Origin of the sequence: Herbaspirillum robiniae (assembly GCF_002213415.1) — a bacterium.
GTDB classification, from domain to species: domain Bacteria; phylum Pseudomonadota; class Gammaproteobacteria; order Burkholderiales; family Burkholderiaceae_D; genus Herbaspirillum; species Herbaspirillum robiniae.
Genome location: NZ_NJGU01000010.1, coordinates 158841 through 171618, shown reverse-complemented (window position 1 = coordinate 171618; position 12778 = coordinate 158841). Strand labels below are relative to the sequence as shown.

The 12778-nt window shown below is 67.3% G+C and carries 13 protein-coding genes; 4 read left to right on the top strand and 9 right to left on the bottom strand.

The features are described 5' to 3' along the window. Positions 1-156 precede the first annotated feature (156 nt). Complete coding sequence (locus CEJ42_RS18735) at positions 157-1314, bottom strand: branched-chain amino acid ABC transporter substrate-binding protein (RefSeq protein WP_165774465.1); 1158 nt, start codon at positions 1312-1314, stop codon at positions 157-159. Between the two features lie 170 nt (positions 1315-1484). Beyond that, entirely contained in the window at positions 1485-1718 is a 234-nt protein-coding gene (locus CEJ42_RS18730; RefSeq protein ID WP_079218412.1) for a hypothetical protein, read from the bottom strand. A 171-nt stretch (positions 1719-1889) separates the two neighbouring features. On the opposite strand from CEJ42_RS18730, the gene CEJ42_RS18725 reads away from it, so the two are divergent. Further along, the gene (locus tag CEJ42_RS18725) at positions 1890-2249 is read left to right on the top strand and encodes a response regulator (protein WP_088752110.1); all 360 of its coding nucleotides are present in this window, start codon (positions 1890-1892) and stop codon (positions 2247-2249) included. Positions 2250-2351: 102 nt separating this feature from the next. On the opposite strand, the gene CEJ42_RS18720 is transcribed toward CEJ42_RS18725, so the two are convergent. From CEJ42_RS18720 to CEJ42_RS18700, 5 genes are all read right to left on the bottom strand, one after another. Beyond that, on the bottom strand, positions 2352-4883 hold the full coding sequence (locus tag CEJ42_RS18720; RefSeq protein ID WP_088752109.1) for a hypothetical protein: 2532 nt from the start codon (positions 4881-4883) through the stop codon (positions 2352-2354). Beyond that, the gene (locus CEJ42_RS18715; RefSeq protein WP_088752108.1) at positions 4884-6161 is read right to left on the bottom strand and encodes a DUF3142 domain-containing protein; all 1278 of its coding nucleotides are present in this window, start codon (positions 6159-6161) and stop codon (positions 4884-4886) included. Between the two features lie 133 nt (positions 6162-6294). Continuing rightward, a complete protein-coding gene (locus CEJ42_RS18710; protein ID WP_079218405.1) occupies positions 6295-7617 on the bottom strand; it encodes an MFS transporter in 1323 nt (440 codons plus the stop codon). A 462-nt stretch (positions 7618-8079) separates the two neighbouring features. Beyond that, positions 8080-8790 carry a response regulator transcription factor gene (locus CEJ42_RS18705; protein ID WP_088752107.1) on the bottom strand — a complete coding sequence of 237 codons (711 nt, stop codon included), beginning with the start codon at positions 8788-8790 and terminating at the stop codon, positions 8080-8082. Between the two features lie 195 nt (positions 8791-8985). Continuing rightward, positions 8986-9357, bottom strand: a complete 372-nt coding sequence (locus tag CEJ42_RS18700) for a response regulator (protein ID WP_079218401.1) — start codon at positions 9355-9357, stop codon at positions 8986-8988. A gap of 199 nt (positions 9358-9556) precedes the next feature. On the opposite strand from CEJ42_RS18700, the gene CEJ42_RS18695 reads away from it, so the two are divergent. From CEJ42_RS18695 to CEJ42_RS18685, 3 genes are all read left to right on the top strand, one after another. Further along, positions 9557-10084: a hypothetical protein gene (locus CEJ42_RS18695; protein ID WP_129587780.1), complete on the top strand. Its 528-nt coding sequence runs from the start codon at positions 9557-9559 to the stop codon at positions 10082-10084. Further along, a complete protein-coding gene (locus CEJ42_RS18690) occupies positions 10081-10503 on the top strand; it encodes an NUDIX hydrolase (RefSeq protein ID WP_088752105.1) in 423 nt (140 codons plus the stop codon). The genes CEJ42_RS18695 and CEJ42_RS18690 overlap by 4 nt, the downstream gene beginning before the upstream one ends. Before the next feature lie 122 nt (positions 10504-10625). Continuing rightward, a complete protein-coding gene (locus CEJ42_RS18685; RefSeq protein ID WP_079218395.1) occupies positions 10626-10823 on the top strand; it encodes a hypothetical protein in 198 nt (65 codons plus the stop codon). A 46-nt stretch (positions 10824-10869) separates the two neighbouring features. Here CEJ42_RS18685 and CEJ42_RS18680 read toward each other — a convergent pair whose 3' ends face one another. Together CEJ42_RS18680 and CEJ42_RS18675 are read right to left on the bottom strand one after the other, a co-directional pair. Continuing rightward, positions 10870-11259 carry a response regulator gene (locus CEJ42_RS18680; RefSeq protein WP_088752104.1) on the bottom strand — a complete coding sequence of 130 codons (390 nt, stop codon included), beginning with the start codon at positions 11257-11259 and terminating at the stop codon, positions 10870-10872. Between the two features lies 1 nt (position 11260). After that, positions 11261-12736, bottom strand: coding sequence for an ATPase domain-containing protein (locus CEJ42_RS18675; protein WP_088752103.1), 1476 nt, complete (start codon positions 12734-12736; stop codon positions 11261-11263). Positions 12737-12778: the final 42 nt, after the last annotated feature.

Sequence of the window (12778 nt, the reverse complement as noted above, 5' to 3'; positions counted from 1 at the left end):
GCGCGATGCGGGAGCTGGAGGGACGGCAAGGTTTGGGCGCGCAGCCCAGCACGCATTGAGCGCATGCGGGAGTCGCTGCCCGCGCCGGCGCCAGGGACAGCCAGCGGCAATCGGATGTCGACGCCCCGGCAGGACGCCTGCCGTCACGCCCCTGCGTCAGCCCCGTGCGCAGCGCGGCACGCCCTGCTCGCTGCTCAGCACGCGCAACGGCTGCCAGCCTTGCGGCGAGGAGCGGTAGAGGGTGTAGGCCGGATGACTGTTGTTGCCGTCCTTGTCGAAGGCGATGTCACCTGAGAGCCCGGCATAGCGAAGCTCGCGCAACTCCGCGCTCACCTCCGGCGCGCGCTCGGAGTCGGCCTGCCTGGCGGCTTGGATCAGCAGGTTGGCGGCATCGAAGGCATAGCGCGAGAAGGTGGTCGGCGCGCGCTCGAAGCGCGCCAGGTAGCGCTGCTCGAATCCCTTCTGATGACTGCAACGCTGCTGCGGCAGGTTGGGCTCGATCGCATAGACCTGGCCGGCGTCGTCCAGCTTCTGGTTGGTGGCGCCGCCGGTGAGCAGGATGCGGGTCGACACGTTCATGCGCTTGGCGGTGTTGACGAAGGGTTGCAGCTGGCCGGTGATGGCGCTCAGGAGGATAAGGTCGGCGCCGCTGTCGACCGCCGCCCTGAGCTGGGCGTTGAAGTCCGAGGTCTTGCCGCTGACGGCCTGCATGCTCACCACCGGGATGGCGCGGGCGGACAATTCGCGCACGAAGGCGGCGGTCAGCGCGGCGGAGAAAGCCGTGTCGTTGTGGATGATGGCCACGCGCTTGCTGTCCATGATCTTGTCGGCCGACTCGGCCAGATAGGCGGCGGTGTCGTCGGTGCTGCCGACCACGCGGAAGACGTTGCGATAGCCCTTCCTGGTGAGCTGGCTGCCGGTGGCCGTGAAGCTCACCTGCGCAACGCCGGCGGCGTCGTAGACCGGCGCGGCGGCGATGGCCGGGCCGGTGTTCCAGTGGCCGAGCACGCCGATCACCCGGGAGGTGACGAAATACCTGGCGACGTAGCCGGCCAGGTTGCTGTTGCTCTTGTCGTCCTGCGACAGCAGCTCGAAGTGCAGCGGCGGGCCCTGCTTTCCCGGTTGCGGGCGCCGGTTGGCTTCTTCTATCGCCAGCAGCGCGCCTTGCTGCGCGCTCTGCACCATCTGGTCGGACAGCGGCCCGGCGAACCCGATCAGCGCGATCCGCGTGCGGGCATCGTCCTGCGCCGCCGCGTGCCAGGATGGCAACAGGCATGCCGCCAGCAGTATCCCCCGATAGATGCGCCTGCGCATGCCGTACGCCATTGCCGCCTCCCTTGTTGTCGCTCCGCTGCTTGTTGCGCCAGCTGGAGTCGCCTGTCATCTTCAGGCGATTGTAAGCCTGCGGCATGCGCTGCGGCGCAGATGACATGGCAAATGCAAGGCGGAGACAGAATGACAAGAAAGGACTGGGACGCAGTCGCTCAGGCGTACAAGGCAGGCAGGCGTTCGTCGATGGCCTGCCTCGCCCAGGCCAGGCCGGCGGCTTTTATTTCCTCGAAATCCTGATAGCAGGCCTGCTTGTCGCGCCAGGCCGGCCAGGCCGGTTTCCATGTCGGCTTGATCTGCACGGCAAGGTGCCAGCCGTCGAGCATCTCGAAGCCGACGACGCTGATTTCGTGGTCGCGATAGTGGCTGATGTGGGTGAGGGACTGCATGGAATTTCCGTGCGGAAAATTTTCTTCAGTATAGTGCGGCGCAAAAGAAAAGCGATATCCATTCCGACAACTCGCCGCTGCCGCGCGGAAATAAGGAAACGCCCGATGGCGCGGCCGGCCCCGCAGGTTCAACATCTGCCTACCGATCCACCATCGCGAGAGCAGACCAACATGAACAAGACCGCACTGATTGCCGCCTCCCGCCCCGACGAAAGCCGGGCACTGACCGAGTGGCTTGCCTTCAACGATATCGACATCCAGACCGCGCCCAGCGGCCAGGGCGCCATCGAGCACATGACGCATGGCCGGCCCGACATCGTGCTGGCGCAATTGTCGATGGATGAAATGAGCGGCCTGCGCCTGGCGCATTACCTCAAGGCGCACGACGGTTTTCGCGACGTGCCGGTGATCCTGCTGTGCCGCGACGAACGCGAGATGAAGCTGGTGAACGGCCAGTGGCCGGCCTTCATCTTCGAGGCGCCGGTCAATCCGGCCCTGATTTCGGAGCTGCGGCGCGAACTGGCCAACTGAGCGCCCGGCGGCGACTCCCCCGGATGTGAAAAAGGCGGACCGAGGTCCGCCTTTTTCGTTGCCGCGTGCGCCCGGCTTATGCCGACGGCTTATGCTGACGGTTTATGCCGACGGTTTGCGCCGGCGGCGATACAGGGCGGCGCCGACACCGGCCGCCAATGCCGCCGCCAGCAGGGCCGCGGCGGCAACCGCGCGATGCTGCGACACCCAGCGCCGCGTGCCGCGCCAGGCTTGCACATAGGGGAAGCGCGCCGCCGCTGCGAAGTCCGGCTCCACGCAGTTCTGGCCGAAGTCGACGGCGAAGGGCACGGCCGCGCCCTCCTTCACATAGCGGCGATACAGTTCGGCGGCGCGCGGCGCGTCGTAGAACACGAAGCCGGTCCCCTGGCACAGCACGGCGGCGAAGGCCTGCGAGCGCGCCGGCAATTCGTCGGCGGCCTTCAGCGTGTAGCCGGCGGCGACGTCGCGGTAATGGAAGCGCTTGTACGGACGCGCCTCGCTGTCGGCGTAGCGCCGGCGCTCGCCGTCGGTGATGTAGGGGCCGACAAGGTCCGCCTGGGCCCGGCCCAGCGGCGTGTCCGGGCGCGGCGCCCTGGCGCTTTCGTCGTAGTAGATCGAGCCGTCGCGGCCGGCGCCGAAAGGATAGCTGCCGCCATAGGCGGCGTAATCCGGCCCCTGTTCATATCCCATGATTTCCATGCCCTGGCGACGCGCGATCTGCGCCGCGCGGTACCAGCCTTCGGCGCGCCAGGTGGAGCGCCACGCGTGGCGGGCCTGGTCCAGCGCCTGGCCGTACTCGCGGGCCTTGGCGCGGGTGCGCCAGGCGACCGGGCTTTCCTTGCCGTTCTCGTCATAGCTGCTGTCGACGAAGCGCTCGTCGCGCTCGTCGGGGAAGTAAGGCAGCGCCTCCTCCACCCGTCCCTCGCGCACCAGGCGCCGCGCCAGCAGCTGGCGCAGCCGGTCGTCGACGGTGGGCGGCGACAGGCTCATGGCGGCGTAGCGCGCGGCCATCGGCCCCTGCTCCTTCTTGGTCGCCTTGGCCACGGCGTCGGCGGCGGGCATGGGCGAGGCCGGCACGCGCGCGTCGATGTAGGTCTTCAGCTCGTCCACTGTCAGCACGCGTTCGGCCACATAAGACATGTCGTTGACGTAGTTGCCGAACGACGAATAGTAGTAAGCCTCGCTGCCGGTCTGCTCCGTGCTGCCGCGCGCGGCACGGCGGAACTGGTCGAGCGCTTCGACGTACTGGCCGCGCGAGAGCGTGAACACGCCCTGCTCGGCCATCAGCAGGCCGGCGTTGGCGGGCTCCAGGCTGCCGTCGGTCCTGGGGAAGCTTTGCAGCGCGCGGGCATAGGCCTGCGCGGCCGCATCGTTGTCGCCGCTGCGCAGCGCCAGCTTGGCGCGCAGCCACCATGACAAGGCCGTGTCCTGCTTCTGCGCCAGCGCCTGCGCCAGGTCGTAGCGGCCGGTGCGGTAAGCCAGCGCGGCGACGCGATCGGCGCCGGGCGCGCCTTCCAGCGCGCGGCGCCGCAGGGCGTCGACCAGGCTGGAGAGCACCGGATTGGGCTTGACCCCGGCGTCGCCGCGCGCGGCATCGGCAAACCCCGAGGCGCCGCTGGTGGATGCGCCGGCGTCATAGGCGTAGACGCTGTCCTTCTGGTCGTTGACGATGTCGCCCATGCGCGCCAGCGCGTAAGCCACCAGCAGGCGGCGCGCCAGGGCGTCGTCGATCAGCGGTGCGGTGGAGTCGCCGCTCTGCAAGGCCCAGAAGGCGATCGCCTGCAGCGAAGACAGGGCGCCGGCGGATCCCTGCGCGGCCTGTTGCGCGTACAGCCGGATGGCTTCTTTCAGGTCGGCCGGGGCGATGCCGTCGACGCAGTCCTTGCCCTCGCTGAAGTCGTTCCAGCCGCATTGCTCGCCGCGGGCGAACAGGTGCAGGCGCGCCTGCTCGCCGTAGCTGGCCACGGCCAGGCCCAGCGGATCGGCAGCCCCGGCCAGCGCCAGCGCGCGCGTCTTCTCGTAGGCGGCGATGGCTTGCTTGCGTTCGGCGGCGCCATCCTTGCCGGCGGCGCCGAGGTTGGCGGCATGCAGCCGGCCCAGCATGTAGGCGGCCCAGACGGCGCGCTCGGAAGCTTGCGCCGCCGGCAGCGCCAGCACCGCTTCGAAACGCTGCTGCGCGCGCGCCAGCAGGTCGCCGCCGGCGCGATAGTCCTGCGCGCCGGCAGTGTAGAGGCGCACGGCGGCCGGCAGCCCGGCGCCGGCGGCATAGGCGGCCTCGCCGTCGGGCTGCGCGCGCATGGCCTTGAGCATGGCGAACTGGGCGTCGTCCAGCTGGCCCTTCTCGCGCATGCGCAGCGAACCGGGAGCGTCCTCGCGCTGGCCTTCATAGGTGCTGCCTTCGTCGGCCTGCAGCTTGCCGACCGGCGCCACCAGGTGCGCGGCTTCCCACGCGAAGGAATTGGCCGGGGTGTTCTTCAGCGTGCCGGCGCGGTTGTCCAGCAATTGCAGCGGGAAGTCGGGGCCGCAGGCCACCACCGTGGCGGCGCCGACGACGATGAAGCCGCCCAGCGCCCAGGCGATTCTTGCTGCCTTGGCAGCCCTGGCGGTCTTGGCGGTCTTGCCGATGTTCTTCATTCAGGATCCGATCTGTAAGGCGATGCCGTCCTGGCTTGCCGTCCCGTCCGGGCAGCGCAGCCAGCCGATGTTGCGCCGCGCGCCGGCGCGCAGCAGTCCGTTTTGCGTCAGGCGCAGGTAGCGTCCCCGGCCGTCGCTTTCCATGGTGTAGCCGTTGATGCCGTCGCCGGCCATCTCGCCGGGACAGGCCGAGGCGATGCGTATGCGCGGCGGCAGCGGCGCGTCGGCGTTGCCGGGGTTGTCCAGCATGATCTCGCGCAGCGCGTCGCCGCCCTGCGCAGACGCCAGCCGCACCTCCAGCCCTTCGCGCAGGGGATGGCGCGCCAGCACGGCAAGCCAGGTCGACAGGCTCCAGGCGCGCCGGTCGTCGCCGGTGGGCAGGCGGAACCAGGCGATGCCGGCCAGGCCCGCCGGCTGACGCTGCTCCAGCGCAGCCGCGAACTGCGCCAGCTGGCGCGGCTGCGCGACCAGTTCGCTGGCGATGCCGCCGGCCAGCACCGGGCGTTCGCTCTCGACCGCGGCGATGCCGCCGTTGCCGTCCCATACCACGCGCGAGCCATAGGCCGGCAAGGCCACATGCCAGGGCCGGCGGGTGTGCTGCGCGAACTGCTCCATCCATGCCTGCGCGCGCTGCGGGTCGAACAAGCCCTGGCGGGGATCCATCACCGCGTGCACCTGCAGCGTGGCCTCGTCGGCCGCGGCCAGCAGCGCATCCAGGCGCGGGCTGGCGAGCCAGGTCGGCAAGGCGGTAATGGCGAGCGCGGCGCCGCCCAGCCTGGGCTTCAGGCGGGCAAGGAAAGCGGTGTATTCAGGCAGCCGCGCGGTGGCGCAGTCGTAGTCGATCTCCAGCGCCGCCGGCGCCAGGCCGCGGCGGCGCCAGTCGTCCATCAGCTGAAGAATGTGCTGCTCGACGGCGGCGGCGTCGAAGCGCGCCAGCTGGCCGTTGATGCGCACCGTCATCAGCAGCGGCTTGCCGGAGGCCGACAGCGCGGCCTCGTCCGGCGCGACGTCGATCCAGCGACCGGACGCGCCCAGCTCGGCGGCCAGCACATGCCAGCGCGCCACCTGCGCATTGGAGGCCGCAAGCGCGGCGCGCAGCGCCGGCGTCCACTGGCGCTGCCAGATGTAGACGTCCTGCGGCAGCATGGAACGCGGTTGCGGATCGCGCGAGCAGGCGGCCAGCAATGCGAGGCAGGCCAGCGCAAAGACGGCGAGGCGCAGCCGCCGGCGTGCGGGCCGGGGCGCGGCGAAAAACCTGGCGTGGAGGAGGTGGAACATGGACGGCGTCGTGGGCGCGGCGAATGGGTCCTTGGCGTTTGGACGGCATTGTACGCGAGCGCGGCGCCGGAAAACACAAGGCCCGGAGCAGCGTTGCTGTCTCCGGGCCCCGGGGTGTGGACTGGCGGCAGGATCAGTTGCCGGCTTGCGCCTTGTAGCCCTTGCTGCTCATCGGCACGAAGGCCAGCAGCACGCCCAGGATCGACAGTGCGACCACGTAGTGCGCCGGACCTTGCGGGTCGGCCTTGATCCACAGCGAGATCAGCACCGGAGTGAGGCCGCCGAACACGGCATAGGCCATGTTGTAGGCGAAGGACAGGCCGGTGAAGCGCACCGGCGGCGGGAAGGCGCGGGTAGAGACGATCGGCGTCAGCGAAATGCTGCCCACGAACAGGCCCACCAGCGCGTAGCCCCACACCAGCGATTCCGGCGAACCGGGCAGCTGGCCGAAGAACCAGTAAGTGGACAGGCCCAGGCCGCCCCAGCCGATGATCATGCAGGCGCGGGTGCCGATGCGGTCGCACAGCCAGCCGATGGCCAGGCAGCCGACGGTCAGCATCAGGGTGCCGGCGCAGTTGGCCTGCATCACCAGCTTGGCCGGCAGGTGGTGCACGGTCTGCAGGTAGGACGGGACCATCAGGATCACCACCACGATGGCGCCCGACAGGCACCAGGTCATGCCGGCGGTCAGCGCGCTGGCGGCGCGGTGTTCGCGCAGCACGGTCTTGAGCGGCAGTTCATTGGCTTGCGCGCGGCGCGCGGCCAGCTCGCGGAACACCGGGGTCTCTTCCAGGTAGCGCCGCAGGTAGACCGACACCAGGCCGAACACGCCGCCCAGGATGAAGGGAATGCGCCAGGCATAGCCGGTGACTTCGCCCGGTTCGAACACGCTGTTGATGAAGATGCCCATCAGCGAACCCAGCAGGATGCCGCCGGTGATGCCGGCGGTCAGCGAACCGACGCCGAAGGCGTAGCGGTTGGCCGGCACGTGTTCGGCCACGAACACCCACGCGCCCGGCATCTCGCCGCCGATCGCCGCGCCCTGCAGCGTGCGCATCAGCAGCAGCAGGATGGGCGCGGCCACGCCGATGCTGGCGTAGGTCGGCAGCAGGCCGATCACCAGCGTGGGCACGGCCATCAGGAAGATCGACAGCGTGAACATGCGCTTGCGGCCGATGATGTCGCCGTAGTGGGCGATGATGATGCCGCCCACCGGACGCGCCAGGTAGCCGGCGGCGAAGATGCCGAAGGTTTGCAGCATGCGCAGCCATTCGGGCATGTCGGCCGGGAAGAACAGCTTGCCGACCACCGCCGCGAAGAACACGTAGATGACGAAGTCGTAGAACTCCAGCGTGCCGCCCAGGGCGGACAGGCCCAGCGTCTTGTAGTCGGACGAGGAAAGTGGTCGGTGGCGGGACTCGTTCAAGGCCCCGGTAAATTCAGAGGAAGTGGTCATGTTCGTTCAGCACGATAGAAAAAGCGGAACACCGGCCCCGCGCCCTGCCTTCGCGATGCGAACGGCAATGCAGCGGCGGGCCGGAGGGCCTGCTTCATTTTTCTTCAAGCGGGTGGATCGCGGACGGCGTGTCCGCGAAGGACAGAATCAGCGGAAAACCTGAAGCGAAGTTCGAAGATTTAGCGGAGAAACTTCGAACATGATACCCGAAAGCGGCAAATCTTTCGCGATGCAGCATTTCTTGCCGTGTTTTTCAACGGCTGCAGCATCGGGCATTTGTGGGGGTGCCGCGTCGGAACAGCATGTCGGTATTCGCATTGCAACACCGGCCTCAAAACGAGTCGGCTTTGCAATATTGCGCGAGCGGTCCGGAAATATTGCCTGCCACCGCGCACAATTGTGCATGCCCTGGTTCCTGCCGGCATGCGAATCGCGAGGGAGAAATTTTGCGAGCCGCCGGCCTCAGATGTCGAGCACGATGTCGACCGCGGCGCTCCGGCGCAGCATCAGGAAGCCTTCGCCGTAGATGTTGCGGATCTGCATCGGCGCTTCTTCCAGCGAACGCAGCTTCTGGCGCACGCGGTAGATGAGCGCGTCGATGCGGTGGGCGTCGTACTCTTCGGCGCCCGAACGCAGCAGGTCGAACAGCTGGCCGTGCGATACCGGGTAATTGGGACTTTGCAGCAGCGCCGCCAGCGCGGTGCTTTCCTTGTCGGTGAACTGCAGCGCGATCGAGCCGTTGGCCGACAGGCGGCCCGACTTGCGGTTGAAGCTCCACTTCTCGGACTGCGGCGAGCTGTCGTGCGGCGCGGTCTTCATGCGGCGCGCCAGCGCGGTCAGCGTGGCCGAGACTTCTTCCAGCTTGACCGGCTTGACCAGGTAGTAATCGGCGCCGTCGCTCATGCCGCGCACCCGGTCTTCCAGGCGCGTGGTTGAAGTGAGGATGACGATGCCCATCGAGGGGAAGTGCTGGCGGATGGATGCCAGTTCCGGCAGGAAACTGCCGTCGGGCAATCCGGCGTCGGCGATGAGGATGTCCGGCGTGCGGCTCTTGAGGATCTCGAGCGCGTGCGCCAGGGCCGAGCAGCTTGCCGCTTCGTACCCCAATCCCCCGACATGCGCGGCGAGTGTATTGCGCCAGTCGATCTCGCCTTCTACGATCAATACTTTCATTACTGTAGCGTTCCGGACGAACCTTTTTTATGACTGCCGGAGCATTCCGCCGCGCCCTTGGGACGCGCATCCGGCCCACCCCACGGGCGCGGAAATGCTTTCCATAATCACAACGTTATACAGAAAATATCTGTCGAGAAAATCATAAAAACTCGCAGATATTTCACCCTTGAAAAATCTTTGCCCAATCCCCGATCAGCGCAGCAGCTGGGCCACCGTGGTCAACAGGTGGTCGACCGAACAGGGCTTGAGCAGGAAGGCTGAAATCTCCGGAAAGTGCGGACTGGCGGCCGGCAGGTTGGCGCTGATCAGCGCCACCGGGATATGTCCGTAGCGGTCGTGCGATTTGATGTAGCGCGCCAGCTCGATGCCATCCATGCGGGGCATGCTCAGGTCGGTCAGCACCACATTGGGCACCTGCGACTGCATACGCTCGATGGCTTCGATCCCGTTGCCGGCGGCGATCACCGAAAGACCGCTGTTTTCCAGGATTTCGCACAGCATCTCGCGGGAATCCTCGTGATCCTCCACCACCAGCACTGTCTTGCGCTCTGCGCTGCTTGCCATTTTTCCTCTCCCTCCGTGTTCCGCCCGATTCAGCCGGACGGTGGTTTCATGAAGCGATGGTGAGCTTTGGCGACGATTCCCGGTATCAGGAAATTCCTGATTAAAACGACAACATTTCAATATTGACAACAAAATGGTTCTAATGTCCAGCCGCGCTAGAATGGCAAACTTCCCCATTTGCCTGGAGCGATCGCCCGCCATGCCGCGCCTGTCCTGCCTCTCCCCTCATTTCTCTGTATCGGCCACCGCCATCGGCCTGGCCGCGATGTTGTGCGTTTTCGCCACACCTGCGGCCATGGCCCAGGCCGCCTGCGAAAGCGACAACCCCGTCATCAGCGCCATGCAGCAAAAATGGAACACGCCGGCGCCGGCCGGGGCCGAGGCGACAGACGGTTTCGGCCCGGTGCAGGCCGCGCTGCTGCCGATCGCGCAGGCCCAGGCGCAGTTCGGCCCGCTGAGCTTCAAGTCGAAAAAACAGATGCAATACGCGCTGCAGCTGCGCTGGCATGTGTCAGAGGAAGGCGATTACTGGCTGGCGGCCGATTCCGGCGCCTGGATCGACGTGGTCGACGGCGGCCGGGAGCTGGAGCCGCTGACCTTCAACCACGGCCTGCGCTGCGCGGGCATCCATAAGGCGCTCAAGTTCCACCTGCGCGCGGGCGACTACCTGCTGCGCGTGGCCTCGGACGAGACGCCGGGCGTCAAGATCGCGGCGGGCAGGCCATGAGCGGCGCGCGCCCGAAGGACATCCACATCGCCGCCGCGCTGCTGCTGCGCGCCGACGGCGCCATGCTGGTGGTGCGCAAGCGCGGCAGCGTGCATTTCATGCAGGCAGGCGGCAAGATCGATGCGGGGGAAGGAGCGCAGCAGGCGCTGCTGCGCGAGCTGAAGGAAGAACTGGGCATCGCGCCCGACGCGGCAAGCTTGACCGACCTCGGCCTGCACAGCGCCGTGGCCGCCAACGAGCCGGACAGCATGGTGCATTGCCGGCTGTTCCGGGCGGAATGGGACGGGGAAGTGGAAGCGGCGGCCGAAATCGAGGAAGCGCGCTGGCTGCTGCCGCAAGAGGCCGGCGCCGTGACGCTGGCGCCGCTCACGCGCGAGGCGGTATTGCCGCTGTGGCAAGCGGCGCTGCGCGGGCGATGACGACAGCGCATTCCTACACGCATATGCTCGGCGCGCCGATGGCGTGAAGCACGGCGGCGCCCCACCATGTGTTTCCGTCGCCGGGAGGATCCGGCGGCACGCCACCGCATCGCGAGGAACACATGAGCACAGCCAAACCGGGCAGCGTCGCCCGGCACTTTTCCACCTGCCTGCCCTTTCCCCTGCATCCGTCGGCGCCGCCGGCCTCGCGCGCCGGCGCCGGCATCGCCCGCCGGCGCAAGCACCGCGGGGAGGAGCGCAAGAAACAGAACAGCTATCGCTGGCAGGGCTACTACTGCCCCGGACGCGTGGACGGCTGAAACCTGGAAGGAGCCGGCGGCGACGCCGGGGTAGCGAAGGGGCGCCTCAGGCGCCCGGCGGCAGCAGTCGCTGGATTTCCTCCAGCAGGCGCTCGAAGAAGACCGGCTTGCGCAGGAACAGGTTGTGGCTGGACTGGGACAGGTCGTGCAGCTCCGGCGCGCCGCTGCACAGGATCACCGGCACCGTGCCGCCGCCGGGCAGCCGGCGCAGCGCGGCGCAGAAATCGATCCCGTTCATCACCGGCATCATGCAATCCGAAATCACCAGGTCGGGCATGGCCAGCTGCGCCTTGGACAAGGCCTCGGCGCCGTGACCGGCCGTCACCACGCTGAAGCCGTGCAGCTCCAGCAGCATGGCGTAGGTGTCGGTGATGTCGACCTCGTCATCCACGATCAGGATGACGGGTTGCGACAGGGATGGCGAAGCGGTCGACATGTCAGCTTCCGTTTACCGCCGGCCCGCTGGCGCCCGCCGCCGGGCCATCGATCTCGATGCCGGCGTCGGAAATATTCATCAGGCGGTTGGCGCCGTCATAACCGTTCTCGCGCAGCTTCATCACCGAAATCTGGCGGCGGTTGATGTCGCCGAACAGGATGTACTCCAGCAGCATCACGTTCTCGTAGAGCTGGGACGAGGTCGGGTCGGCCTGGGGACGGGATTCGCGGAAATACGGCAGCTGCTCGGTGACGAAGCTGGTCACTCCCAGCGCGCGCAGCTCGTTGGTCAGCGCCACCAGGAAAGGCCGGATGCGCTGCGGCTGCACCACGATGCTGCGCAGGCCGTCGACGCCGTCGATCAGCAGGCGCGTCACGCCGCGCCGCGCGATGTTGTCCAGCATGCGCTTGGCCAGGTCGTCGCACAGCATCTCCAGCGGCAGTTGCCAGATCATCTCCAGCTGGCCGCTGTCCATGTAGGCGTCCATCTGCATGCCGGCCTTGCGGGCCTTGGCCAGCAGGCGTTCGGGCGCCTCATAGAAGCCCACGATCAGGCATTGCTCGCCGTCCTTCAGGCCCTGCTCGATGAAATGCAGGCCCATCAATGTCTTGCCCACGCCGGGGCTGCCCAGCAGGCAGGTGATCGAACCGCTGACCACGCCGCCGCCTATGCATTTGTCCCAGGAGGGAATGCCGACGCTGACATAACGCCCGGACGTGCCCGGCACCTTGCCGGCGCGGGTGGCGGTTGCCTCGAAACGGGGGAAGATCTCCACCCCGCTGGCGTTGATCTCGAACACATGCTTGCCCAGCAGGTGGTCGGCGCCGCGCACCTTGAACACCTTGATCTCGCGCACCAGCTGCATGCCCTGCTCGTACTGGCTCAGCTCGATGACGCCGTCCACCAGCGTGTTCTCGGATTCGGGCATGTTGCCCTCCACCGGCGAGAGCAGGATGGTGGTGCAGTTCATCGTGAAGACCAGCGAATTGAGCGAATGCATGAACTCCGACAGGTTCAGGTCCGACGGTCCCGAATCGCGCACCGAACGAAAGCCGTCGATCACCAGCATCGCCGGCCGGAAACGATTAAGCTCGGCCGTGATCAGGCGCAGCAGCCCGCGCAGGCCTTCGCTGGCCAGGCTGGAATAGCCGCTCAGCATCTGCATCTGGGAGCCGACCAGGCTGTCGTCGAAGAAGTCGAAATTGCTCACGTGGTTGAGCATCTTGGCGTGCGATTCGGCGATCAGCGTGAGCAGCAGCACCTTCTTGCCCTGGCGCGCCTGGGTGAAGCCGATCTGGCAGGCCAGCGTGGTCTTGCCGCTGCCGGCCAGGCCCTGGATCAGGTAAAGGCTGCCCGCCGGCAGGCCGCCACCGAGGATGTCGTCGAAACCGGCGATGCCGGTGCGGAGCAATGGAATGCGATTGGACCGTCCCGGCTTGCCTTCGGTCACGTTGTCGATCTGCTTGTTGTCGCTCATGGGGATGACCCGACCCTGAATTATTTTATGAAAGAGGCAATT

Excerpts from the sequence above, each read along its gene's own strand:
- CEJ42_RS18735 (WP_165774465.1), bottom strand. The coding sequence starts at position 1,314 with ATGCGCAGGCGCATCTATCGGGGGATACTGCTGGCGGCATGCCTGTTG.
- CEJ42_RS18730 (WP_079218412.1), bottom strand. The coding sequence starts at position 1,718 with ATGCAGTCCCTCACCCACATCAGCCACTATCGCGACCACGAAATCAGC.
- CEJ42_RS18725 (WP_088752110.1), top strand. The coding sequence starts at position 1,890 with ATGAACAAGACCGCACTGATTGCCGCCTCCCGCCCCGACGAAAGCCGG.
- CEJ42_RS18720 (WP_088752109.1), bottom strand. The coding sequence starts at position 4,883 with ATGAAGAACATCGGCAAGACCGCCAAGACCGCCAGGGCTGCCAAGGCA.
- CEJ42_RS18715 (WP_088752108.1), bottom strand. The coding sequence starts at position 6,161 with ATGTTCCACCTCCTCCACGCCAGGTTTTTCGCCGCGCCCCGGCCCGCA.
- CEJ42_RS18710 (WP_079218405.1), bottom strand. The coding sequence starts at position 7,617 with ATGACCACTTCCTCTGAATTTACCGGGGCCTTGAACGAGTCCCGCCAC.
- CEJ42_RS18705 (WP_088752107.1), bottom strand. The coding sequence starts at position 8,790 with ATGAAAGTATTGATCGTAGAAGGCGAGATCGACTGGCGCAATACACTC.
- CEJ42_RS18700 (WP_079218401.1), bottom strand. The coding sequence starts at position 9,357 with ATGGCAAGCAGCGCAGAGCGCAAGACAGTGCTGGTGGTGGAGGATCAC.
- CEJ42_RS18695 (WP_129587780.1), top strand. The coding sequence starts at position 9,557 with ATGCCGCGCCTGTCCTGCCTCTCCCCTCATTTCTCTGTATCGGCCACC.
- CEJ42_RS18690 (WP_088752105.1), top strand. The coding sequence starts at position 10,081 with ATGAGCGGCGCGCGCCCGAAGGACATCCACATCGCCGCCGCGCTGCTG.
- CEJ42_RS18685 (WP_079218395.1), top strand. The coding sequence starts at position 10,626 with ATGAGCACAGCCAAACCGGGCAGCGTCGCCCGGCACTTTTCCACCTGC.
- CEJ42_RS18680 (WP_088752104.1), bottom strand. The coding sequence starts at position 11,259 with ATGTCGACCGCTTCGCCATCCCTGTCGCAACCCGTCATCCTGATCGTG.
- CEJ42_RS18675 (WP_088752103.1), bottom strand. The coding sequence starts at position 12,736 with ATGAGCGACAACAAGCAGATCGACAACGTGACCGAAGGCAAGCCGGGA.